Raw genomic sequence first — 23,549 nt, 5'->3', positions numbered from 1 at the left:
GCTCTTCGCTGAAACGGCTTCTCTTCATCGTCTGTCTCCTTGGTTGGAGAACAGGCTAACCTCAAAACGAGGACGTTTCAGGGGAGCAGGTCAGTTGACCTATTGTTGACCCGTGGCGGAGAACGCAAAAAGCCCCGCTTGGGGGCGGGGCGTAAGGCGTTGTTTTCGTTCGCAGAAACTGGTTGCGGGGGCGTGCAACCAACGATACCTGCGATTGGTCGAACGCCAGATCCCCAAGCTCGCAGCGTAATGTAACTCGTTGCCGTCGTTTGGAAACCCCGATTTTCGAACCACACACACCTCGCATTTAGCTCCAGAGATTGGTTAGCCCCTAAAGGGCACGAGGTTTGTTCCCACGGTTTGACGGTGGGCTCCATTCGCTGGAATGGAATGAAGCATTCATTATGGGACAATCGCGTCACGGCTGTGCCACGACCACGCACGCTACCCGCGCAACAATAATGTGGGATAGCCCGCCACTGATGGTGTGGATGGCCCGACCCACAGCATCGCATTGTGCCCGGATGGGTCTGGATACAGCGCCCCGAAAGGAGCCGTCCATAGAACACCCATCCACAACATCGAGCGCCTGCTTGCTTCTGCTCAAGACCTGCCAGACGCCGCGCGACCAGTGTTGTGGACAGGCTGGCGGCACAGTTCCGAGGCACGCAGGATCAGATCGAGGACGTGGCCGCACGGATCGGCGAGGTGCAAGCCGGTGATGCGCTTGCACGCCGTCTGGCAACGGTGCCCGGGGTCGGCGCAATCTCGTCCAGAGCCTTCGCCGTGACGACACCAGACGTGAGCGCCTTCCGACGCGGTCGCGATTACGCAGCCTTGTTCGACCTGACGCCCCGGTCCCATTCGAGCGGCGGCAAGGAAAGGCTGGGACGGATCTCGAAGGTCGGCAACTTCCAACTGTGCCGATTGCTATACCCGGGCGCCATGGCGGGATCCCGTCCGCTGATCTGCCACGCATCTCGGCTGATCAAGGCGGCTTGGCGAGTTGCGGGAACGTAGGGCGCGACGCTTGGCGGCCACAGGCTCAGAGCCAGGTCGAAGACTCGATTGACGTTCTGTGAAATAGTCACTAGTAAGTAAGTGATCACTAACTAAATGATATCGAGTGATGCGAAAATCAGCAGAGTTGCGCAAGGCCGAGATCGTCGCGACCGTTCTCGAGATGGCGGACCGGATCGGCCCGGATCGCGTGACCACGGCAGCGGTCGCGCAACAGATCGGAGTGACCCAGGCGGCGCTGTTTCGGCACTTCCCCTCCAAGGCAGAACTTTGGGCGGCCGTCGCCGAGCAGGTCACCGACACGCTCGCGACTGCTTGGCGAACGGCCCTCGAAGATGTGTCGGATCCGCTGGAGCGGGTGCGGGCGCTGGTGGCGGCGCAGCTTGCGTTGATTGCGCGCACGCCGGCGATCCCGATGCTTCTGTTCTCGCGCGAATTGACGATCGAGAACGACCTGCTGCGCGGCGCCTTCCAGGAACGCCTCGGCGCATTTCACGAAATGCTTGCGGCGGACCTCGCTGCAGCGCAGACCCAAGGACGGATCCCGGCCGACCTCGCGCCGCGTGACGTCGCCTATCTGCTGAGCTCGCTTGTCCAGGGAGCCGCGATCAGATGGGCCCTCGGCGCGCGCAAGACATCCATGGAAGAGACGGGGCTGGCGCTGCTCGATGTGCAGTTGCGCCTGCTGCAGCGGCAGGAAGGATCGCGGAGAGATGCGTAGGAGTTGGTTTGTCCTCGGTGTCGCGGCAATTGCGCTGGCGGGGGGGCTCTGGGGGATGCGCCAAAGGCCGTTGCCGGTGCAGGTGCTCGCGCCGCAGACGGATATCACGCTTCGGATTTATGGTCTTGGAAGTGTCGAGGCGCGCGTGCTGAGCGCCGTCGGTTTCGAGCTCGGTGGCGCAGTGCAGAGCTTGTCTGCCGATGCGGGGGATCGTGTTGCGGCCGGGCAGGAACTGGCCGTGCTGCATTCCGAGGAGCAACAGGCCCGCGGTCTTCAGGCCGAGGCCGGGGTGGCCGCCGCGCGCGCGGCACTCACCAAGGCAGAGGCTGCTCTGCCCCGGGCTCAGGCGATTCTGTCGCAGCGCGAAGCGGCCAATGCGCGCCAGCAGGAGCTGGCGCGCACGGACCGGGCCTCGAAACAAAATGCCGAGGAGGCCCAGCGTGATCTCGATGTGGCGCGCGCCGATCTCGCGGTGGCGGAGGCCGAGCTGATGATGCTGCGCGCGCAACTGGCCGAGGCAGAGGCGAACCTGCGCTCGGCCCATACGCTTCTCGCGCAGCACGCCCTCACCGCGCCCTATGACGCCCTGATCATTGCGCGCAGGGCCGAGGCCGGCACCGTGGTCAAGGCGGGGGACACGATCTTCAGCCTGATTGATCCGCAAACGATCTGGATCCAGGCCTATATCGACGAAGAGCGCGCGGGGCAGCTTACGCTGGGGCAACGGGGAAGCATCCGTCTTCGCTCGCGCCCGCAGCAGGTGTTTCACGGGGAAATCGCGCGGATCGGATTGGAGAGTGACCGCGTCAACGAAGAGCGCAAGGTGTGGCTCACCTGTTCCGACTGCCCCGCCGAAATGTATCTTGGCGAACAGGCTGAGGTCTTGGTCACCATCGGTCATCGGGATCGGGCCCTGATGGTGCCCGAGGTCGATATCGCGGGTTTCGATGGCGCCTCGGGAACGGTCTGGATCACACAAGATGGTGCGCTCGCGCGGGCAAAGGTGCAGTTCGGGGCGCGTGACGATCTGGGGCGCGCGGAGGTGACAGGCGGTCTGCCGGACGGCGCCGAGGTCATCTCTCCGGTTCCGAAGGGCGCGGTCGAGGGCCGCAAGGTCCGCATCGAGGCCGGCGCATGACGCTCGCGCTCAAGGACATCCGGCACAGCCTGTTTCGTTTTGTCCTGACCTGCTTCGGGCTGGGGCTGTTGATGACCGTCGTGCTGGCGATGATCGGGATCTATAATGGTCTGGTGTCGGATGCGCTTGCGGCGGTGAAGGCCCCGCGCGCAGATCTCTGGATCGTCGAGGCGAACACTCAGGGGCCCTTTGCCGAGGCCTCTGCGCTGCCCGCCGCGACCCGTGATGCGGTTGCGCGCCTTCCGGGGATCGCCGAGGCAGGCGCGATCACCTATCAGACGATCGAGGCCCGGCACGGGGCGCAGACGCTCCGGCTATATGTCATCGGTTACGAGCGCAGCCATCCCGGAGGCCCGCCCACTCTCATCGACGGGCGGGGCCTCGGGCGCAGTCACTACGAATTGGTCGCCGATCGCAAGTCGGGGCTTGCGGTCGGAGATACGATCCGTCTTGGACGCAATCGGTTCAGCGTCGTGGGGCTGACGGAAAATGCGATGAACTCCGGCGGCGATCCCGCGGTCTTCATGACCCTGTCCGATGCGATGGCCCTGCAGGGCGAGCTCGATCCTGCCGCCGAGAGGGTCCGGGCCGCGCGCGGGGCGGCTGCGCCCGATACCAGCACCGTGGCCGCGGTCATCGCGCGGATCGAGCCGGATGCCGATGTCACGCGGGTTGCAGCAACGATCCGGCAATGGAAGCATCTGGGCGCTCTGACCCAGGCGCAGCAGGAAGAGCTGTTGCTCGCGTCGGTCGTGGATCGCGCGCGCCGCCAGATCGGGCTGTTTCTGGGGATCTTGCTCAGCGTCTCGGCCGTGGTGATCGCGCTGATCATCTATACGATGACGATGGAGAAGCTGAAACAGATCGCGACGCTCAAGCTGATCGGCGCGCCGGATCGCACGATCCTCGGTCTGATCGTCCAGCAGGCGTTGATCCTGGGTGCCTCGGGCTGGGCGATCGGGCTGTCGTTGATCCTGCTGGTAAAAGACAACTTCCCGCGTCGGGTGGTGCTGGAACCAACCAACGCTTTGGTGCTCTTCGGAATCATCATCCTTGTCTGCATCCTGGCATCCGGATTGGGGATCCGCGCCGCGCTCAAGGTCGATCCGGCGACCGCACTTGGAGGCTGAGATGGCGATCGGTGATCTTCTCGTCGAGGTGTCGGGCGTGGCCAAGCATTACGGCGAGGGCGAAGCCCGCGTCGACGCCTTGCGCGCGGTCGATGTGCAGATCCGCGCGGGCGAGGTGGTGGCGATGCTCGGCCCCTCGGGGTCGGGCAAGACCACGCTGCTCAATATCATTGGCTGCATCGTCGATCCTTCGGCCGGCCGGCTTGTGCTCGATGGCGAGACCGTATTCGACGGCCGTTGGCTGCGCGGCAACCTGCGGCGCCTGCGTCTCGACAAGATCGGCTTCATCTTTCAGGCGCATAACCTGCTTCCGTTCCTCACGGCCGAGGAGAATGTCTCACTGGTGCTCGATCTTGCGGGATGGACGCCCACCGCGTCGAAAGCCCGCGCGCGCGAGTTGCTGGACTATCTCGAGGTCGGACATCGGGCGCGGGTCAAGCCCGCCCATCTGTCGGGCGGGGAAGCGCAGCGCGTTGCGATCGCGCGCGCATTGGCGAACCGGCCCCGGATCATTCTTGCCGACGAGCCGACGGCAGCCCTCGATTCCGTGCGGGCGCAGCTCGTGATGGATTTGTTGCGCAAGCTCGCCGTCGAGCAGGAAGCCTGCATTCTCACCGTGACCCATGACGAGAAGATCTTCGACCGCTTTGATCGGCTGATCCATCTGCGCGATGGGCGCCTGAGCACGGAGTAAGGCACGCGGCCGCCACCCCGGGAGGCTTGGGGTGCGGTGAAAAAGCGTGGTCCAGGCAGCAGGTCAGGATGCGCCCCCGTTTCCCAGCTTCATGTTCTGCGCGGATGGCGAATGGCTGACTCGCAAACACGGGCCGTCGCGACGTAGGCAACGGAGGAAGGTCCACATCGCCTTGGACACTAAAACCGGCAACATACGCGCAGTCGACTCCACCTCGAGCCGTCACGGAGACAGCCCTTTCCTGCCCGCCTTGCTAGAGCAAATTCCCGAGACGAGGCGATAGCTACCGTCATCGCGGACGGCGCCCATGACACGCGACGATGCCACTGTGCGATCATGGACCGAGACGATCATGCCGTCATGCCAATCCGCCGGAACGGGCACAGCTGGAAAGAAGGTTGCCCCGCAGCCTCAGCCTGGAACGAGATCTTGCACGCGACGCGACGCCTTGGATGAGCGCTCTGGAAGCGATGGACTGACTATCACGTCCGAAATCGGGGCGGGGCTCACATGAATCGCCTGAAGCTCTTTGGCGAGCGGATCATATCGCGAGGCCCTGACCGCCAGGCCGCCGAAATCCAGATCCGCATCCTTCGCGGCTGTGCTCGAACTGGTGGCGCCTGCCGCTTAGTTATGAACTGCTTCCCGGCCCTCGGCCGCGCAAAGATTGAGGCTATTGTCTGAAGGTTGACGGGAAAGGAGACCGTCAGCCCGAACGTTGATTGGCACGACAACGGCCCGTCTCGCATTCATAAAATCAGTATTTGAAATGCCAATTCATAGAAGATAGCATGAGACGCAAGTTCAAGCTCGTGAGAATCCCATGCCTTCCGCCGCATCTTCCCAAACCAGGGCGGCCCCGCTCACCGTTCGCCGCTGGGCGCCCAAAACCCGCATGATACGCGGCTGCTGGAATATCCCCCCCCCGGACGCCCCCGTCGTCACGCCCGACCTCGTGCTTGCCCCTCCTTGCCGGCTGGAGGGCGGACGGCGATCACCTCGGCTCTGGCGGAAGGCTCCTTCGACCGGACGCTTGCGGCTCCCAGGCCGAGACCTTTCGGTGTCGGGGGTGAGCTTCTGGCGGCGCGACTTACCGCGATCCATCCACCACTCCACGATATCCGCATCGACCTGATCTTGACCGAGGCCGCAGCACAGACGGAACGAGACCTGACATGACGACAAGCTCGGAACAGATGCGGACCTGGAACGGTCCAGCCCTCCTGACCTTTGGGTTTCGCCCCTTCTTTCTCGGGGCCGGGCTATGGGCTGCGAGTGCGATGACGCTGTGGCTCCTGATGCTCTCGGGTGCGGCGGAGCTACCGACACGCTTCGATCCCGTGACCTGGCATGCGCACGAATTCCTGTTCGGGTATCTTGGGGCTGTGATCGCAGGATTTCTGCTTACGGCAGTCCCCAATTGGACAGGGCGTCTTCCTGTCGTCGGCTGGCCGCTCGGCATTCTGTTTCTCCTTTGGGTGATTGGTCGCATTGCGATTGCTGTCGCGATCTACCTTCCGGTTTGGAGCGTGGCTCTGGCAGATCTTGCCATGCCCGTTGTATTGGTCGGCGTCCTGACGCGCGAGATCGTCACGGGCAAGAACTGGCGCAACCTGATCGTCCTAGGAATGCTCATCACCTTTACGCTCGCGAATGCGACGTTCCATTGGCAAGCAGCAACAGGCGCCTTCGCTGCTGGCGATCTCGGGCTCAGGGCTGGGCTCGGAGCCGGGATCATGATGATCGCCGTCATCGGGGGGCGTATCATTCCCTCGTTTACCCGAAACTGGCTGGTCAAGCGACGCGAGACCCGGCTCCCAACCCCGCCGATGCAGCGGTTTGACCGGGCTGCCCTGCTCATTCTTCTGGTCGCCCTGCTGTTCTGGGTGGTTTCCCCCGAAAACCTCATCTCCGGTGCGATCCTAATTGCGGCCGGCGTCACGCATGCGATACGCTTGGTCCGGTGGGCCGGGAGGCACACCTTGTCCGAACCGCTGGTCTGGGTCTTGCACGCCGGCTATGCTTTCCTCGCACTCGGAGCCTTGGCTCTTGGTTTTTCCACCTTCTGGCCGGGCCTTCTGACGCAAGCCGCGGCCCAGCATGTCTGGATGGCCGGCGCAATCGGGCTGATGACGCTGGCGGTGATGACCCGGGCGACATTGGGGCATACAGGCCAGACCCTGACCGCCGGAACAGGAACGCGGACGATTTATCTCGGCCTGATCGGTGCCGTCCTGGCGCGGCTGATAGCCGGTCTTGCGCCCGGTGCTGCCGGGGCGCTCTACGCGATTTCGGGCCTCTGCTGGATCGCGGCCTTCGGAGGTTTCGCGATCCTCTACGGACCGCTGCTCGTTCGTCCAAGGATGACGACGTGACGCTGTGGAATGATCTGAGCTTGCGCGCGCTGTTGTGACGTCCTGCGTCAGCCAGTCCTTGCCGATAGGTCCGCCACTTCGGCCGATCCCGGGGCGCGCCTCGGGCTGACCGGTTCTGGATTGTCCTGTTCGGCGTTGTCGATTGCCGTCGTGATCTGGCGGATCGTGGCGGCCGGGCGGGCCGCTGTCATCTGGATCTCTCTACGAGTCCGGATCGTCGATCAATGGGTTAGGCTTTGCAAATCTCTCGAGATCCTGTTGATCGCTGATGTTGACCCGATTGCCCTGGACAGTGACGCCATAGGCCTGCAACCCCCTGAAGGCGCGGCTCAGGTTCTCGGGGGTCATTCCGAGGTAGGACGCCAAACGACGTTTCTCGAACTCCAGGTCGAACTGGGAACCAGCCCCCACACGCGCCTGCAGCCGAAGAAGATAGTTCGCAAGTCGCTCCTGAGAGGTCCGTAATTTCAGCTCCTTCTTGGTCTTCACGACGGAACGGTAGCACTGCGCCAGCTCTGCCACGATGGCGCGCGCGAAGAAGTTGTCGACGTCAAATATGTTGCGCACGTCCTGACTGGGGATGAGAGCAATCCGGCTTTTTTCCAAGGTTCGGGCCGACATCAGGTAGGGCGCGCTCTTGATCGACGCCGCGAGGATGAACGTCGACACCGGCCGAGCGGTCGCCATGCTGGTTTCCCTGCCGTTCCAGACCGAGAAGAGATCGACGGATCCAGACAGGATGACGTGCAGAAAATCGCTTGGTTCTCCCTCGGTTATCAGTTCGATCTGCGGAGGAAAGTTCTGAACGTAGGCGCCGCGCATCAGCGCGCTGAAGTGCGCGTCATCCATGCCCGAAAAGAGGTCCAGCCTCCGGACATCGGGAGAATCTGATTCTGGTATGCCCAATCGCACGGCCGCCCTCCTCTTGACATTTATCAATATATCAGTTGATAAATGTCAAGAGGAGTTCCGGACTCTTCAACTTGAGCATTCTACAAGTTTCAATCGATAAGTCGAAATATTTCCGCAACCCATTTATTTATAAAGGAAATTACCGATTACGTGATCTAGATCAAGAAGATCAGTTACTCTGGGTCGCATGTCTGACGGTGATCCCTTTTTGGGGCGGAAGCAATGACAACACCGGAGGTTCTGTCATGCAGACCACAGCCACAGCCTCGCGCTCGGACCAGACTCGAGCCCTCGGGCTTAGCACGGTAGCCTTCACTGCCTGTTTTGCGGTGTGGACGATCTTTTCCATCATCGGTGTCGCGATCAAAGGCGAGTTGGGACTGACCGAGGCTCAATTCGGCCTGCTGGTGGCCACGCCAATCCTGACCGGCTCCGTCACACGTCTGTTTCTGGGCGTTTGGACCGAGAAATACGGCGGCCGCCTCGTCTTCTCCGCACAAATGTTGCTGACCGCGCTTGCAACCCTGCTGCTGACGCTCGCGCACAGCTACGTCATGTACCTGATCGCGGCCTTGGGCATCGGCCTGGCTGGCGGCTCGTTCATCATCGGTGTCGCCTATGTCAGCCGCTGGTATGATGCCGGCCATCAGGGCACAGCGCTCGGCATCTTCGGGGCCGGGAATGTCGGCGCGGCGGTGACCAAGTTCGTCGCACCCTTTGTCATGGTCGCCTATGGCTGGCACGGCGTTGCCTACACTTGGGCCGCGGGCCTTGCCCTGATCGGTGTGCTGTTCTTCGTGTTGGCCAAGGACGATCCCGAACTCGTCGAACGTCGCACCAAGGGCATTGCAGCCCCCTCGCTGGCCGAGCAGTTCGCGCCCTTGAAGAACCTGCAGGTGTGGCGCTTCTCGCTCTATTATTTCTTTGTGTTCGGTGGCTTCGTCGCGCTTGCCCTGTGGATGCCGCACTATCTGATCGATGTCTACGGCGCCGATGTGAAGACCGCGGGTATGGCCGCGGCCTCGTTCAGCCTCTCGGCCTCTCTGTTCCGTGCCTACGGCGGGCATCTCAGCGACAGGTTTGGCGCCAGAACGGTCATGTACTGGACCTTCGGCTTTTCCCTGATCTTCCTGTTCATGCTGTCCTACCCGCCGACGGACTATGTCATCCAGGGCAAGGAGGGGCCGATCGCCTTCTCGACCAAACTGGATTTCTGGCCCTTCGTCATCATGCTGTTCGGCCTCGGCTTCTTCATGAGCCTCGGCAAGGCGGCGATCTTCAAGCATATCCCGGTGTATTACCCGGGGCATGTGGGTGCCGTCGGCGGCCTCGTCGGCATGATCGGCGGTCTTGGCGGTTTCGTCCTGCCGATCGTTTTCGGCGCGGCCCTCGATCTGACAGGCATCTATACCTCGTGCTTCGCCATCCTGGTTGGCCTTGTCGTGATCATGCTGACCTGGATGCATCTGTCGATCCGGGCAATGGAGCGGGCTGCCCTCGGAAAAGAGCTGGGCACCCTCCCGACCCTTCCCGAACTGCAGGAGGTTCATGTCCCGGGGAAAACGGACATGCCGCGGATGCTGGAAGACTGGCAGCCCGAGAATGCAGAGTTCTGGGCCGAAAGGGGCCGCCGGATTGCGCGCCGCAATCTCTGGATCTCGATCCCGGCGTTGCTTCTGGCCTTCTCGGTCTGGATGGTCTGGTCGATGGTCGTGGCTCGGCTCCCCGCGATCGGGTTCGATTTCTCGACCAGTCAGCTGTTCTGGCTGGCCGCGCTTCCCGGCCTCTCGGGCGCGACGCTCCGGATCTTCTACAGCTTCATGGTGCCGATCTTCGGCGGCCGGTTGTGGACGACGCTTTCGACCGCCTCTCTGCTGGTGCCGGCCCTGGGGATCGGCTACGCGGTTCAGAACCCTGATACGCCCTACCTGATCTTCCTCACTCTGGCGCTGCTGTGCGGTTTCGGAGGAGGCAACTTTGCCTCGTCGATGGCCAATATCGCCTTCTTCTTCCCGAAGGCGGAAAAGGGCAATGCGCTGGCGCTGAATGCGGGGCTCGGCAATCTGGGGGTCTCGGTCATGCAGTTCCTGGTGCCGATCGTCATCACCGCCGGCGTGTTCGGGGCGATGGGCGGCGCACCGCAGACGCTGACGACGGGCGGCGAGCTCTGGATGCAGAACGCGGGCTTCGTCTGGGTGCCCTTCATCGTGATCTCCACTGTCGCCGCCTGGCTCGGCATGAACGATATCGCCGACGCCAAGGCCAGTTTCCGCGAACAGGCGGTCATCTTCGGCCGCAAGCACAACTGGCTGATGTGCGTCCTCTACACCGGCACCTTCGGCAGCTTCATCGGCTATTCGGCCGGATTCCCGCTGCTGACCAAACTCGCCTTCCCCGACATCAATGCGCTGCAATACGTGTTCCTTGGCCCGCTGGTCGGCGCACTGAGCCGGGCCGGCACCGGCTGGATCAGTGACCGTTTCGGGGGCGGTCGCGTGACCTTCTGGACCTTCGCGGGCATGATCGTCGCAACCTTCGCGGTCATCGCCTCGCTCGGCGCGGGCAGCTTCGGCGGGTTCTTCGCGGCCTTCATGGCGCTGTTCTTCCTCACTGGGGTCGGCAATGCCTCCACGTTCCAGATGATCCCCGCGATCATGGGGCGTGAAGTGCCGCGCCTCATGCCGGAACTGGACGGCAGCGCCCTGCGCCGTCAATCGGAACGCGAGAGTGCGGCGATCATCGCCTTCACCAGTGCCATCGCCGCCTATGGGGCCTTCTTCATCCCCAAGGCCTATGGATCCTCGATCGCGATGACCGGATCCCCCGTCGGCGCGCTTTGGGCCTTCCTGATCTTCTACGTCATCTGCCTGGCGATCACATGGGTCTACTACACCCGGCGCGGTGGCCTGCTGCATGACCTCGAGCACGGCAACCGTCCTGCCGCCATCCTCCCCAAAGCCGCACAATAGCCGATGCCCAGACCCGGGCGGCGATAGCGTTGCCCGGGTTTCCGCATACGAAAGGACAGCCAAATGAGCCATCTTCTCGACAGATTGAATTTCCTGCAATCCAAGGGGACGACGGAGCCCTTCTCCAACGGACATGGGCAGATGACGCGGGAAAACCGCGACTGGGAAGACACCTACAGAAACCGCTGGCGGCACGACAAGATCGTGCGCTCGACCCACGGGGTCAACTGCACCGGGTCGTGCAGCTGGAAGATCTATGTGAAGTCCGGGATCGTGACCTGGGAAACCCAGCAGACCGACTATCCGCGCACCCGTCCCGATCTGCCGAACCATGAGCCGCGCGGCTGCGCCCGCGGGGCCTCCTATAGCTGGTATCTCTATTCGGCGAACCGGGTGAAGAACCCGTTGATCCGCGGCAAGCTGATGAGGGTCTGGCGCAAGATGCGCGAGACCAAGACCCCGATCGAGGCCTGGACCGCGATTCAGAACGATCCGGTTCTGCGCCAGAGCTATGTTGAAACCCGCGGCAAGGGCGGGTTCGTACGCGCGAGCTGGGACGAGGCGACCGAGATCGTCGCCGCCGCCAATGCCTATACGACCAAGACCTATGGGCCCGACCGGATCTTCGGCTTCTCGCCGATCCCCGCGATGTCGATGATCTCCTACGCGGCCGGCACCCGCTACCTGTCGCTTCTGGGCGGAACCTGCCTGTCGTTTTACGACTGGTATTGCGACCTGCCGCCCGCCTCGCCGATGACCTGGGGCGAGCAGACCGATGTGCCTGAATCAGCGGATTGGTATAATTCCAACTACCTCCTGCTTTGGGGCTCCAACGTCCCGCAAACCCGGACGCCCGACGCGCATTTCTACACCGAGGTGCGCTACAAGGGGGCGAAGTCCGCGGTAATCTGCCCGGACTATTCCGAGGCGGCGAAATTCGGCGACGTCTGGCTGAATGCCAAACAAGGAACCGATGCGGCGCTGGCGATGGCCTTCGGACATGTCATCCTGCGCGAGTTCCACCTCGACCGGCAGGCCGAATATTTCGAGGAATATTGCCGGCAATACTCCGATCTCCCGATGCTGGTGAGGCTGGACGAAAAGGACGGCTCCTTCACTCCGGGACGTTTCCTGCGCGCGGACGACCTGGACGGCAAGCTGGGTGAGGACAACAACCCCGCTTGGAAGACCGTTGCGATCGACGATCTCTCCGGCGCCCTGGTCGCCCCCAACGGTTCGATCGGCTATCGCTGGGGCGAGCAAGGCGAATGGAACCTCGAGGAAAAGGCCGCCGGGGCCGAGACGCGGCTCAAGATGTCGCTGATCGTCGACAGCGACCAGGACGACGTGCTCGGCGTCGATTTCCCGTATTTCGGCGCCGATGCCACCGTGGCGTTCGCAACCGGCGACAAGCGCCCCAACGTCCTGACCAAGAATGTGCCGGTCAAGCGGATCAAGACCGTCGACGGTGAGGTGGCGGTTGCCACTGTCTTCGATCTGTTCTGTGCAAACTATGGTCTCGACCGGGGGTTGGGTGGCGACTGGGTCACGGGGTCCTATGACGAGGATGTGCCCGGCAGCCCGGCCTGGGCAGAGAAGATCACCGGCGTCGATCGCGCGAAGATTATCCATGTCGCCCGTGAATTCGCCGACAATGCCGAGAAGACCCGTGGCCGCTCCATGGTCATCGTCGGTGCCGGGATGAACCACTGGTACCACATGGACATGAACTATCGCGGCATCATCAACATGCTGGTGATGTGCGGCTGCGTGGGTCAGTCTGGCGGTGGCTGGGCGCATTATGTGGGCCAGGAAAAACTGCGCCCGCAGACCGGCTGGCTGCCGGTGGCCTTTGCCCTCGACTGGAACCGCCCCCCGCGCCACATGAATGCGACCTCGGCATGGTATGCGCATACCGATCAGTGGCGCTACGAGACCCTGACGGCGGGTGAGATCCTGTCGCCCACGGCCCCGGAGGGCGACTGGGACATCGGCATGATCGACTACAACATCCGTGCGGAGCGCATGGGTTGGTTGCCCTCGGCGCCCCAGCTCAGGACCAACCCGCTCGAGATCGCGAGGGCGGCCAAGAATGCCGGACAGGACATCGCGCCCTATGTGGCGGAGCAGTTGAAATCCGGCGCGCTGGAAATGTCCTGCGAGGACCCCGATGCGCCCGAGAACTGGCCACGCAACCTGTTCGTGTGGCGGTCGAACCTGTTGGGCTCGTCTGGCAAGGGGCACGAGTATTTCCTCAAGCATCTGCTCGGGACCGACAACGGCGTCATCGGCAAGGACATGGGCGAGGAAGGGCGTCAACTTCCGAAAGAGGCGAAATGGCACAAGGAGGCGCCGCGCGGAAAGCTGGATCTTCTGGTGACGATCGACTTCCGCATGTCGACCACCTGTGTCTATTCCGACATCGTGCTGCCGACCGCGTCCTGGTACGAAAAGGACGACCTCAACACCTCGGACATGCATCCGTTCATCCACCCGCTCCAGGCTGCCGTGGATCCGGCCTATGAGTCGAAATCCGACTGGGAAATCTTCAAATCCATTGCGAAGAAGTTCCAGGAGGTCGTTCCGGGATATCTGGGCCAGGAGACCGATGTCGTGGCGCTCCCGATCCTGCACGACACGCCTGCCGAGATTGCGCAGGATCAGGTCAGAGACTGGAAAACGGGCGAATGCGAGCTGATCCCGGGGAAGACGGCGCCCAACTACATCGCCGTCGAGCGCGACTACACCGCGATCCACGATCGGTTCACCGCGCTTGGCCCGCTGCTCGACAAGCTCGGGAACGGGGGCAAGGGCATCTCGTGGAATACCGAGGACGAGGTCGCGGCGCTGAAGGCGCTCAATGGAGAACGGCGCGAGGGGTCGGCCAAGGGCAGACCCGTGATCGACACCGCGATCGATGCCGCCGAGGTCGTGTTGATGCTGGCGCCGGAAACCAATGGCGAGGTGGCCGTCAAGGCATGGCAGGCGCTTGGCAAGGCAACCGGCCGCGATCACGTGCACCTGGCCGAGGGCGAACATCACAACAAGATCCGCTTCCGCGACATCGCCGCCCAGCCGCGCAAGATCATCTCGTCGCCGACCTGGTCGGGCATCGAAAGCGAGCATGTCAGCTATAACGCCGGCTACACCAACGTCCACGAGCTGATCCCCTGGCGAACCCTGACCGGCCGTCAACAGCTCTATCAGGACCACTTGTGGATGCGCGCTTTCGGCGAGGGCTTCATGTCCTACCGGCCGCCGGTGGACCTCAAGACCGTCACCGACGCGATCCATACCGACAAGGACAAACCGCATGTCGTGTTGAATTTCATCACGCCACACCAGAAATGGGGCATCCACTCGACCTATTCCGACAACCTGCTGATGCTGACGCTCAACCGCGGTGGTCCGGTGATCTGGATCTCCGAAAACGACGCCGCGAAGGCTGGCATCGTCGATAACGACTGGGTGGAGCTTTACAACGCCAACGGCGCGCTGACCGCGCGCGCGGTAGTGTCCCAGCGCATGAAGGATGGAACGACCTTCATGTATCACGCTCAGGAAAAGATCGTGAACACGCCCGGCTCGGAGAAGACCGGCTTGCGCGGCGGCATCCACAACTCGGTCACCCGGGCGGTGCTGAAGCCGACCCACATGATCGGCGGCTATGCCCAGCAATCCTACGGGTTCAACTATTACGGCACCGTGGGCTCCAACCGCGATGAATTCGTCATCGTGCGCAAGATGAACAAGGTCGACTGGCTCGACGATGAAGCCACCCCGAAGGAGGCAGCGGAATGAAGATTCGTGCGCAAATCGGCATGGTGCTGAACCTCGACAAATGCATCGGGTGTCATACCTGCTCGGTCACCTGCAAGAACGTCTGGACCAGTCGCGACGGTGTCGAATACGCTTGGTTCAACAACGTCGAGACCAAGCCCGGCACCGGCTATCCGACCGATTGGGAAAACCAGGACCGCTGGAATGGCGGTTGGACCCGGACGAAATCCGGCAAGCTCCAGCCCAAGCAGGGGGCGAAGTGGCGGATTCTGGCGAATATGTTCGCCAACCCCGATCTGCCCGAGATCGACGATTATTACGAACCGTTCGACTTCGACTACGACCACCTGAAATCGGCGCCCGAGGGCAAGGCCTTCCCGACGGCCCGTCCGCGCTCGAAGATTACGGGGGAGAGGATCCAGAAGATCGAGAAGGGGCCGAACTGGGAAGAGATCCTCGGCGGCGAGTTCGAGAAGCGCTCGCAGGACTACAATTTCGAGGGCATCCAGAAACAGATCTACGGGGAATACGAGAACACCTTCATGATGTATCTCCCCCGGCTGTGCGAGCACTGCCTGAACCCGGCCTGCGCGGCATCCTGCCCCTCGGGCGCGATCTACAAGCGCGAGGAAGACGGCATCGTCCTGATCGATCAGGAAAAATGCCGAGGCTGGCGGATGTGCGTGTCTGGCTGCCCCTACAAGAAGGTCTACTACAACTGGTCGACCGGAAAATCCGAGAAATGCACGCTGTGCTATCCCCGGATCGAAAGCGGCAACCCGACGGTATGTTCGGAAACCTGCGTGGGGCGCATCCGATATCTCGGCGTGATGCTCTATGATGCAGACAAGATCGCCGAGGCGGCGAACGCGGCCGACAAGATGGATCTCTATGACGCGCAGCTCGGCGTGTTCCTTGACCCCAAAGACCCTGCCGTCATCGCCGAGGCGCAAAAGCAGGGCATTCCGCAAGACTGGATCAAGGCCGCCCAGGAAAGCCCGATCTGGAAGATGGCGATGGAGTGGAAGGTCGCCTTCCCGTTGCACCCCGAATACCGGACGCTTCCGATGGTGTGGTACATCCCCCCGCTCTCTCCGATCCAGAACGCCGCCGAGGCGGGGGCCATCGGGATGGATGGCGCCATGCCGGACGTGAAGAACCTGCGCATCCCGCTGCGCTATCTCGCCAACATGCTGACGGCAGGCGACGAAAAGCCGATCGCTCGCGCCCTGGAGCGCATGCTGGCCATGCGCGCCTACATGCGAGCCAAGAGTGTCGATGGTGTCATCGACGAGGCCGTCGCCGCACGCGTCGGGCTCTCGGGCCAGGTCATCGAGGACATGTATCGCATCATGGCGCTGGCCGATTACGAGGACCGTTTCGTCATTCCCACGACGCATCGTGAACAGGTCGAGGAAGCCTATGATCTGCGGGGTGGCTGCGGCTTCACCGATAGCAACGGATGCTCCACCGGCACCTCCAAGGCGTCGCTGTTCGGTGGCTCCAAGAAGCCGCTCAAGATGCCGCAGGAGGTGCGCTGATGTCCCTGTCGCCTCAAGACCGCACGCTCAAGGCCATGTCCCTGATCCTGAGCTATCCGACGCAGGAACTGCAACAGGCAATGCCCGAAATCAGCGGCGTTCTCGCCTCGGAGTCACGTCTGACCGCCGCGGCGCGGCGCGCGCTGCGCCCGCTCGCGAGCCAGTTGGCGACACGCGACCTCTATGAGCTGCAAGAGCAATATGTGATGCTGTTTGACCGCTCGCGCGCCTTGTCCCTGAACCTGTTCGAACATGTCCACGGCGAAAGCCGTGACCGGGGTGGCGCGATGGTCTCGCTGCTGGAGACCTATCGTGACGGCGGGTTTGAACCGGCCACCACGGAACTGCCTGATCACCTGCCGGTGTTGCTGGAATTCCTGTCGACGCGTCCCTTTGTCGAAGCACAGGAAACCTTGGCGGACGCGGCGCATATATTCGAGGCCCTGACCGCCCGGCTTGTCCGGCGCGAAAGCCCTTATGCCGCCGTGTTCGCCGCTCTTTTCCAGCTTTCCGGCGGTGCGCCGGATCAGGCCGCGGTTGCCGAGCTTCTGGATCAGCCCGACATCGACGCCGACGACCTCGAAGCGCTCGACAAGGTCTGGGAAGAAAGCGAGGTGCGTTTCGGTCCCGACCCGAATGGAGGATGCCCGCAAGTCCGCGACATGCTCGCGCAGATGGATGTTCCGATCAATCCCGCGCCGCGCGCGACGGCCGAGTAACGGAGGCTGAAATGAACAATTTCTTCTTTGGCATATATCCCTATATCGCCCTCTCGATCATGATCGTCGGCTCGATCGCCCGATATGACCGGGACCCGTTCACCTGGAAATCCTCGTCCAGTCAGTTGCTGCGGCGCAAGCAACTGATGGTCGGGTCTATCCTGTTTCATGTCGGCGTCCTGTTCATTTTCTTCGGACACTTCTTCGGCCTCCTGGTCCCGCACCAGGTCTACGAGGCGATCGGCATTCACGCCGAAGCCAAGCAGTTGCTGGCTGCAATCGCTGGCGGCATTGCCGGTATCGTCGCGATCATCGGCGCGCTGATGCTGGCGCACCGTCGGCTGACGGAGCCGCGGATCCGCGACACCTCCAGCTTCTGGGACATCACGATCTTGCTGATGCTGGTGGCGCAGCTCGCCCTTGGCCTGATCAGCGTCCCCTATTCCATCGCCACCGCCGAACATGGCAGCGTGATCAACTTCATGAACTGGGCTCAGGGTGTCTTCACCTTCCAGAGCGGCAATGCCGCGCATATCGCGGATGAGCCGCTGATCTACAAGCTGCACATCGTTCTGGGGCTGACGATCTTCCTCGTCTTCCCCTTCACCCGGCTGGTGCACATTCTCTCGGGGTTTGCGGCGCCCGTGCGGTATCTGCTGACCCGCACCGGCTATCAGATCGTGCGCTCACGCCGTCAGGCGCCGCGCCATCCGGCGGAGTAAGCGCAATGAACGCACAGCTCTATCCCGATCTTGTCGTCAATGGCGAGCTCGTCCCCCATTCGGTGGTGGCCAACGAAGCGCAGAACCATCCGGCGCCCTCCGGGAAACCCGGCGTTGCCTGGCGCCACGCGGCGAATGCGGTCGCCATGCGCACGCTTCTCCTGCAGGAGGCCCGGCAGCGCGGGATACGGGCGGAACCCGCCGAGGTCGGGCCGGGACGCTTTGAAACCGGGGAAGAGGCCCTCATCCGTTGCCTTCTCGACGCCGAGGTCGAGGTATCTGCGCCAACCGAGGACGACATCCGCAGGGAATGGGCGCGCGACCCCGGGCGGTTTCGTTCCCCGCCGCTCTGGGAGGTTTCCCATATCCTCTGCGCCTGCGATCCCCGAAACGAGAACGAACGCGTGGCGGCCCGGGCGCGGGCGGCAGGTCTTCTCGCCCGTGTGGCAGAAGACCCCGGACGTTTCGCGCGGCTGGCATCGGCGCACAGCGACTGCGGATCGAAATCGTCGGGTGGCACGCTCGGACAACTCGGTCCGGGGGACACCGTGCCCGAGTTCGAAGCGGCTCTGCGCAAGATGAAGGAAGGTGAAATCAGTTCGAAGCCAGTCCTCACACGGCACGGTTGGCACGTGATCCGCATGGACGCCATCGCCGAGGGGGCGGTGCTCCCCTTTGAAACCGTGCGATCGAAGATTGCTGACGCCATGGAAAAAGCGGCTTGGGCGCGCAACGCCCGGGCATTCGCGGATCGGCTCGTCGCCTCTGCCCAGATATCCGGAGCCGAGCTTGGACGCCGCGCCCCAGGAGAGACATCATGAAGAACCATCTGTCCAATACCCGACGCGGCGATAGCGAACAGGACCCGACCGATCTGGACCTGCTCCAGGATCCTCTCGAATTTATCCACGAAGATCACATGCATATGCGTGCGGTCTGCGAGCTGATGGAGCGGATTTCGCACAACTCGCTGCCGGACCCCGTCGAAATCTCGCGGCTGCTGCGCTTCCTCGATCACGAGATCGGGCTCTTGATCCATGACGAGGATGACGAGTTGCAGGGCATGCTGCTGGTCCGGTGCACCCCGGAAGACGACATCGGGCCAACGCTCGAGCGGCTGAAGGTCGAGCATCAAACGCTGAGCGAGCTGTGCCCGCGCCTGCGGACCGTGCTCACGGAGATGCACGATGACAAGCGAGCTGCCAAAGACGACGAGGCCGCCGCGCTGCGCGACTTCGCCGATCGCCTGCGCCGCCATCTTATCGTGGAGAACGCGATCGTCTTGCCGATCGCGCAAGCCAGGCTGACCGATGATGACATTGTCCGGCTGAGGAACGCCATGATCCGGCGGCGGATCGAGGATATGCAAGTGTAATCCCATGCTGGAAACGTTGCTTGCACGAAACATCGCATGGGCGGCGGCGCGCAATGAGGCCGATCCCGGCTATTTTGCGCGCCTTGCCGCGTTGCAGGCCCCGGAATTCTTCTGGATTGGTTGCTCGGACAGCCGCGTCCCGGCCAATGTCGTTGCGGGCCTCGATCCCGGGGAGGTCTTCGTGCACCGCAACATCGCGAATGTGGTGCATTCTGCGGATCTCAACCTCCTGTCGGCTCTGGAATTCGCCGTCGAGACGTTGAAGGTGCAAGAAATTATCGTCTGCGGACACTACGGTTGCGGCGGGATCAAGGCCGCAACCGAAGACCTGCCGCACGGATTGTCCGATCACTGGCTCGAGCCGATCCGGCGCCTTGCACGCGCTTTCGCCGTCGACCTCGCGGCCTGCAGCAGCGATGAAACGCGCTGCGACAAGTTGGCCGAGCTGAACGTCGTCGAAGGCGTAAAACGGGTGTCCGAGACCCCGATTTTGCAAAATGCATGGTCCCGCGGCGCGGATGTGCGCGTGCACGGGCTGATCTACGGCTTGAAGGATGGCAGGTTGCGGGACCTCGACTGTTCCACAGGACCGGGCCACTTCGTCGAAAGGACAAAGCCATGAAGGCGATCCAGGCATTCGAGAATGGGCGTTGTGGATGCGAAACCTCCAACGGCGCGTCGCCGCTGATTTCGATGGACGAAGCCTTGCGGCGGCTTGGAGAGCATGCGCGCCCCATCACCGGCACGGAGACAGAAGCGCTATCCTTGGCGACCGGGCGGGTCCTTGCAGACCCCGTATTGGCGGCCACGATGACCCCGCCGTTCGACAGTTCCGCAATGGACGGTTATGCGCTCGACAGTGCCGCCCTATGGGGTGAGGGTCCTTGGAGATTGCCTGTCACACAGCGTATTCCAGCCGGTGCGGAGTCGACCGGGCGAGTGGCCGGTGGGACCGCCGCACAGATCTTCACCGGCGCGCCAGTGCCGCTCGGAGCGGATGCCGTGGTGCCGCAGGAGCACGTCGCGCGCGACGGCAATCTGGTGATCCTCGACCGACGTCCCCAACCCGGCCTGAACATTCGCCGTGCCGGCGGTGACATGCGTCCCGGCCAGACCGTTCTGGGGGCGGGATCAAGGCTTGGTCCTCGTGAAATCGCGGCATGTGCCGCTGCGGGTGCCGCCCGCGTGCATCTGATCCGCCCCGTGCGGGTCGCCCTTCTCGTCACGGGCAACGAAGTCCGGCCGGCCGGGGCAGACCGGGGCGCGGCCGAGATTTGGGACATCAACTCGCCGATGCTTTCGTCCGAGCTGTCACGGCCGGACATCCATCTCATAGATGTCATACAGGGCGCGGACGACCGCACCCACCTGCGCCGGGCCCTTGCCGACATGGCCAAGGCCGCGGATCTGATCGTCACGACGGGCGGGATCTCGGTGGGCGAGGAAGATCACGTCAAGCCGGTGCTCGGCGAGCTGGAAGCCACGGTTCACTTCAGCGGTGTCGCCATCAAGCCGGGCAAACCCGTCAGTTTCGGGCAGATCGGGACGGCAAGTTGGCTTGGCCTTCCGGGCAATCCACTGTCGGCATTGGTGATCTGGCATATCTTCGGATTGCCCCTGCTGGATATCCTTTCCGGGCGGCAGATCGCGGAGCAGAGGCGTCGTCATGTCGTCGCAGGCAAGCCCGTCTTCCGCAAACCCGGGCGATGTGAAGTGCGACCTGCACGCCTCATGGGGTTCGATTCGGAAGGGCGTGAGATCGTGGACTTCGGAAACACCGTCAATTCCGCGCATGTCGCGGACCTGCCCGGCACGGATGGTTTGATATTCATTCCGGCTGAAACAGACCGGCTGCCCGAAGGCGCATTGCTGGAATTCCAGCCTTTCAACCGAGCATGAGGACGCAATGAAGATCGGATATACGATGGCACCTGGGCGCGGCGATACGAATCTGATGCTGCATCGTCTGGCGTCTTCCCTGATCCAACAGGGCTACCGCCCGGTCGGGACGGTTCAAATCAATGCCGAGCGCGAAAGCGCCGGTCCCTGCGACATGGACGTCAAGGTGCTGCCCGAGGGCGTGACGATCCGCATCTCGCAGTCTCTGGGCGCGGCCTCCCGGGGATGCCGCCTCGACCCGGCGGCGCTTGAAACAGCGGTGGGCCTTGTGGAAGCCGAGCTCGCCAAGGGGGCCGATTGCCTGATCGTGAACAAGTTCGGCAAGCACGAAGCCGAAGGGCGCGGTTTCCGTCCGATTATCGCGACCGCACTTGCTGCGGACATCCCGATCCTGGTCGGCCTCAATGCGCTGAACAAAGAGGCTTTCCTGGAGTTTGCGGGTGAGTTCGCTTACGCCTTGCCACCCGAGTTTCCGGCGCTGGAAGCCTGGCTGAGGACGCATCTCGAGGCGCGCACGACGGCCGCCTGAGGGCTGCGCCCCTTAGCCAGGCAAGGGTGCCACTGCCCCCCTGCAGGCCGCAGCCCCGGGATGCGGGCTGAGGTGTCTGATGACGGGTCTTGCGGTGATCAAGCCGGGGCCGCGGCGGCAATGCGCCGATACCCTGCCTGGCCATAGAAGAAGCCGTTGGAAAACGAAACTCCGTCGCACAGCTCGCGCAGCATGGTTTCCGCGGCTCCCGGCGCGCGGGTGCCGTCCAGAACATCCCGAAACAGCGCCGCCACTGCAACCATGTCCACCGCCTGAGGCATCAGCCGCAGATGGGTGACCCCCTGTGCAATCATCTGAGCGGCTTCGGGCAGCAGGTCGATGTAGCTTTCCGACTGGGTCTGAATGCCGTTGACGCGCAGAATCGGGCGGTCATCGGTGGTGCGCAGCGGCATGCCGTCGGGATCGTCCTCGCAAACGAACTGGCAATTGTCCTTGGTCCGGCCATGGGCACGCGCGTGATAGCACCGTGCCGAGACCGCGAGCGAAGCCCTGCCGAAGACCTGCACCTCGACCCCAAGGCCAAGCGCACGCGCGGCCTTCGCGGCAACGGCGATCGAGGGTGCGGGCAGCTCCGCGGGCAGACAGACATGCGTGGCCCCCTGCGCCGCCATCCAGGCGATCGTCGCCTCGTTGTAGGCATTCATGAACGGACCGATGCGATGCGGGCGCTGGCCCCGGGCAAACAGACCCGCCGCGTTGTTGATCTCGATCTCGGGGGCGTCCATCGCGGCGAGGTCGGCCGTGGCCTTGCGTTCGCGCTTCAGCATCACCTCGGCCAGCGACGACAGGATCACCGTCTTGCCGCCCCGTTGCAGCCGTTCGATGATCGCGGGCAGATCGGCTTCGTGAAACGGTGCGCGCTTGGAGCAGATCACCTCCCCCAGATAGACCTCGTCGATCGGCGCCTCGTCGGCAATGCGCGCGTAGAACGCGCGCCGCGCCTCGGCGGACCAGTGATAGGCGATCGGGCCAAGGGTCAATTTCGTCATGTCCCTCACCGCCATTTCTTCGTCTCGAACGCGCCTTGGGTCTGCTTCTGCCCTTCGGTCAGGGCAACCAGATCGGCGATATTCGCCTGCCGGCCGGCGCGGATGTCGTCAACGGCCTGCCGGAAGGCCGACACCACGCCCCGCACATAGCTCTTGGAGCGCTGGCGCCCTTCGATCTTGAAGGCGTGAACGCCGGCGTCGATCAGATCGGGAAGCAGCCGGGACAGGTTCAGGCTGATCGGCTCCTCGAAGGCATAGTATCCCTCAGAGCGGTGCGGCGCGGTGTAGCGCCCCTTGCAGATCGTCGGGTACCCCGCCTTTTCGTCGGGCCCGAAACAGTCGATGGTGAACCCAGCAAGCTGCGAGGACATCGATCCGTCCTCGTGGCGCCGGTATTCGACATCCGAGGCGGGTGAGCACACACCGTCCATGTTGGTCGATTGCCCCGTGAGGTAGTTGGTCAGACTGCACCGGCCCTCGACCATCAACCCGTGATTGCCGAAGATGAAGGTCTCGATCTCGCAGGGGATTTCCTTGCGGATCTCGCGGATCTCGGGGATCGTCAGGATCCGCGGCAGCACGACGCGCTTCACCGCGAAATTCTCGCAATAATACCGGATCGCCTCGGGACTGGAGGCGGCAGCCTGAACCGACAGGTGCAGACGGACGCCCGGATGGGTGCGCGCGATGTAATCGGCCACGCCCATATCCGCGACGATGAAGGCATCGACCCCCAGCCGCGCGCCTGTATCGGCGGCCTGCCGCCACAGATCGACCTTGCCCGCAGGCGGATAGGTATTCAATGCCAGCAACACCTTGGTGCCCTTGTCATGGGCATAGGCGACCGACGCCGCCAGTTCCTCCGGCGTGAAATTCAATCCGGGGAAGTTGCGCGCGTTGGTGGCATCCTGAAAGCCGCAATAAACTGCATCGGCGCCGGCATCGACGGCGGTGCGCAGGGCGGCGGGCGTGCCGGCTGGGCAGATCAGTTCGGCGAGACTCATCGGGCGAGAGG

General features: G+C 63.1%; 19 protein-coding genes and 1 pseudogene. 17 read left to right on the top strand and 3 right to left on the bottom strand.

The genetic code is table 11. The features are described from left to right. Positions 1-636 precede the first annotated feature (636 nt). The 7 genes and pseudogenes from DYS74_RS15835 to DYS74_RS15805 all read left to right on the top strand — a co-directional run bounded on the left by DYS74_RS15835 (position 637) and on the right by DYS74_RS15805 (position 7,078). Entirely contained in the window at positions 637-1,020 is a 384-nt protein-coding gene (locus DYS74_RS15835) for a transposase (protein WP_121534647.1), read from the top strand. 109 nt (positions 1,021-1,129) lie between these two features. Next, positions 1,130-1,741 carry a TetR family transcriptional regulator gene (locus DYS74_RS15830; RefSeq protein WP_121534646.1) on the top strand — a complete coding sequence of 204 codons (612 nt, stop codon included), beginning with the start codon at positions 1,130-1,132 and terminating at the stop codon, positions 1,739-1,741. A 76-nt stretch (positions 1,742-1,817) separates the two neighbouring features. Beyond that, complete coding sequence (locus tag DYS74_RS15825) at positions 1,818-2,879, top strand: efflux RND transporter periplasmic adaptor subunit (RefSeq protein ID WP_245965303.1); 1,062 nt, start codon at positions 1,818-1,820, stop codon at positions 2,877-2,879. Then, a complete protein-coding gene (locus tag DYS74_RS15820; RefSeq protein WP_121534644.1) occupies positions 2,876-4,009 on the top strand; it encodes an ABC transporter permease in 1,134 nt (377 codons plus the stop codon). The genes DYS74_RS15825 and DYS74_RS15820 overlap by 4 nt, the downstream gene beginning before the upstream one ends. Position 4,010: 1 nt before the next feature. Further along, positions 4,011-4,703, top strand: coding sequence for an ABC transporter ATP-binding protein (locus DYS74_RS15815; protein WP_121534643.1), 693 nt, complete (start codon positions 4,011-4,013; stop codon positions 4,701-4,703). A 94-nt stretch (positions 4,704-4,797) separates the two neighbouring features. Further along, positions 4,798-5,387, top strand: a pseudogene (locus DYS74_RS18980) (IS5 family transposase); the annotation flags it as partial. 491 nt (positions 5,388-5,878) lie between these two features. Further along, positions 5,879-7,078: an NnrS family protein gene (locus DYS74_RS15805; protein WP_121534641.1), complete on the top strand. Its 1,200-nt coding sequence runs from the start codon at positions 5,879-5,881 to the stop codon at positions 7,076-7,078. A gap of 201 nt (positions 7,079-7,279) precedes the next feature. Here DYS74_RS15805 and DYS74_RS15800 read toward each other — a convergent pair whose 3' ends face one another. After that, entirely contained in the window at positions 7,280-7,990 is a 711-nt protein-coding gene (locus tag DYS74_RS15800; protein ID WP_281272467.1) for a helix-turn-helix domain-containing protein, read from the bottom strand. A 245-nt stretch (positions 7,991-8,235) separates the two neighbouring features. Here DYS74_RS15800 and DYS74_RS15795 point away from each other — a divergent pair, with 245 nt between their 5' ends. The 10 genes from DYS74_RS15795 (at position 8,236) to DYS74_RS15750 (ending at position 21,524) form a co-directional block, all read left to right on the top strand. Next, positions 8,236-10,959, top strand: a complete 2,724-nt coding sequence (locus DYS74_RS15795; RefSeq protein WP_121534640.1) for a nitrate/nitrite transporter — start codon at positions 8,236-8,238, stop codon at positions 10,957-10,959. Between the two features lie 63 nt (positions 10,960-11,022). Continuing rightward, positions 11,023-14,760, top strand: coding sequence for a nitrate reductase subunit alpha (locus DYS74_RS15790; protein WP_121534639.1), 3,738 nt, complete (start codon positions 11,023-11,025; stop codon positions 14,758-14,760). Further along, positions 14,757-16,280, top strand: coding sequence for a nitrate reductase subunit beta (narH, locus tag DYS74_RS15785; protein ID WP_121534638.1), 1,524 nt, complete (start codon positions 14,757-14,759; stop codon positions 16,278-16,280). The genes DYS74_RS15790 and narH overlap by 4 nt, the downstream gene beginning before the upstream one ends. Further along, positions 16,280-16,999, top strand: a complete 720-nt coding sequence (gene narJ, locus DYS74_RS15780) for a nitrate reductase molybdenum cofactor assembly chaperone (protein ID WP_121534637.1) — start codon at positions 16,280-16,282, stop codon at positions 16,997-16,999. Before narH ends, narJ begins: the two co-directional genes overlap by 1 nt. An 11-nt stretch (positions 17,000-17,010) precedes the next feature. Continuing rightward, positions 17,011-17,721 carry a respiratory nitrate reductase subunit gamma gene (gene narI, locus DYS74_RS15775; protein WP_121534636.1) on the top strand — a complete coding sequence of 237 codons (711 nt, stop codon included), beginning with the start codon at positions 17,011-17,013 and terminating at the stop codon, positions 17,719-17,721. Between the two features lie 5 nt (positions 17,722-17,726). Continuing rightward, positions 17,727-18,542, top strand: a complete 816-nt coding sequence (locus DYS74_RS15770; protein WP_121534635.1) for a peptidylprolyl isomerase — start codon at positions 17,727-17,729, stop codon at positions 18,540-18,542. Next, positions 18,539-19,096, top strand: coding sequence for a hemerythrin domain-containing protein (locus DYS74_RS15765; protein WP_121534634.1), 558 nt, complete (start codon positions 18,539-18,541; stop codon positions 19,094-19,096). Before DYS74_RS15770 ends, DYS74_RS15765 begins: the two co-directional genes overlap by 4 nt. Before the next feature lie 4 nt (positions 19,097-19,100). Then, positions 19,101-19,718 carry a carbonic anhydrase gene (locus DYS74_RS15760; RefSeq protein ID WP_121534633.1) on the top strand — a complete coding sequence of 206 codons (618 nt, stop codon included), beginning with the start codon at positions 19,101-19,103 and terminating at the stop codon, positions 19,716-19,718. Beyond that, positions 19,715-20,995, top strand: a complete 1,281-nt coding sequence (locus DYS74_RS15755; protein ID WP_121534632.1) for a molybdopterin molybdotransferase MoeA — start codon at positions 19,715-19,717, stop codon at positions 20,993-20,995. The genes DYS74_RS15760 and DYS74_RS15755 overlap by 4 nt, the downstream gene beginning before the upstream one ends. Before the next feature lie 7 nt (positions 20,996-21,002). Beyond that, positions 21,003-21,524 (top strand): DUF2478 domain-containing protein, encoded by a 522-nt coding sequence (locus DYS74_RS15750; protein ID WP_121534631.1) that lies wholly within the window; start codon positions 21,003-21,005, stop codon positions 21,522-21,524. 98 nt (positions 21,525-21,622) lie between these two features. Here DYS74_RS15750 and ubiV read toward each other — a convergent pair whose 3' ends face one another. Next, a complete protein-coding gene (gene ubiV, locus DYS74_RS15745) occupies positions 21,623-22,534 on the bottom strand; it encodes a ubiquinone anaerobic biosynthesis protein UbiV (RefSeq protein WP_245965301.1) in 912 nt (303 codons plus the stop codon). A 5-nt stretch (positions 22,535-22,539) separates the two neighbouring features. Further along, positions 22,540-23,538: a ubiquinone anaerobic biosynthesis protein UbiU gene (gene ubiU / locus DYS74_RS15740; RefSeq protein ID WP_068768063.1), complete on the bottom strand. Its 999-nt coding sequence runs from the start codon at positions 23,536-23,538 to the stop codon at positions 22,540-22,542. Between the last annotated feature and the right edge of the window lie 11 nt (positions 23,539-23,549).

This window comes from Paenirhodobacter hankyongi, from assembly GCF_003664585.1.
Taxonomy (GTDB): Bacteria; Pseudomonadota; Alphaproteobacteria; order Rhodobacterales; family Rhodobacteraceae; genus Rhodobacter; species Rhodobacter hankyongi.
This window is presented reverse-complemented; position numbering and strand designations above follow the sequence as displayed.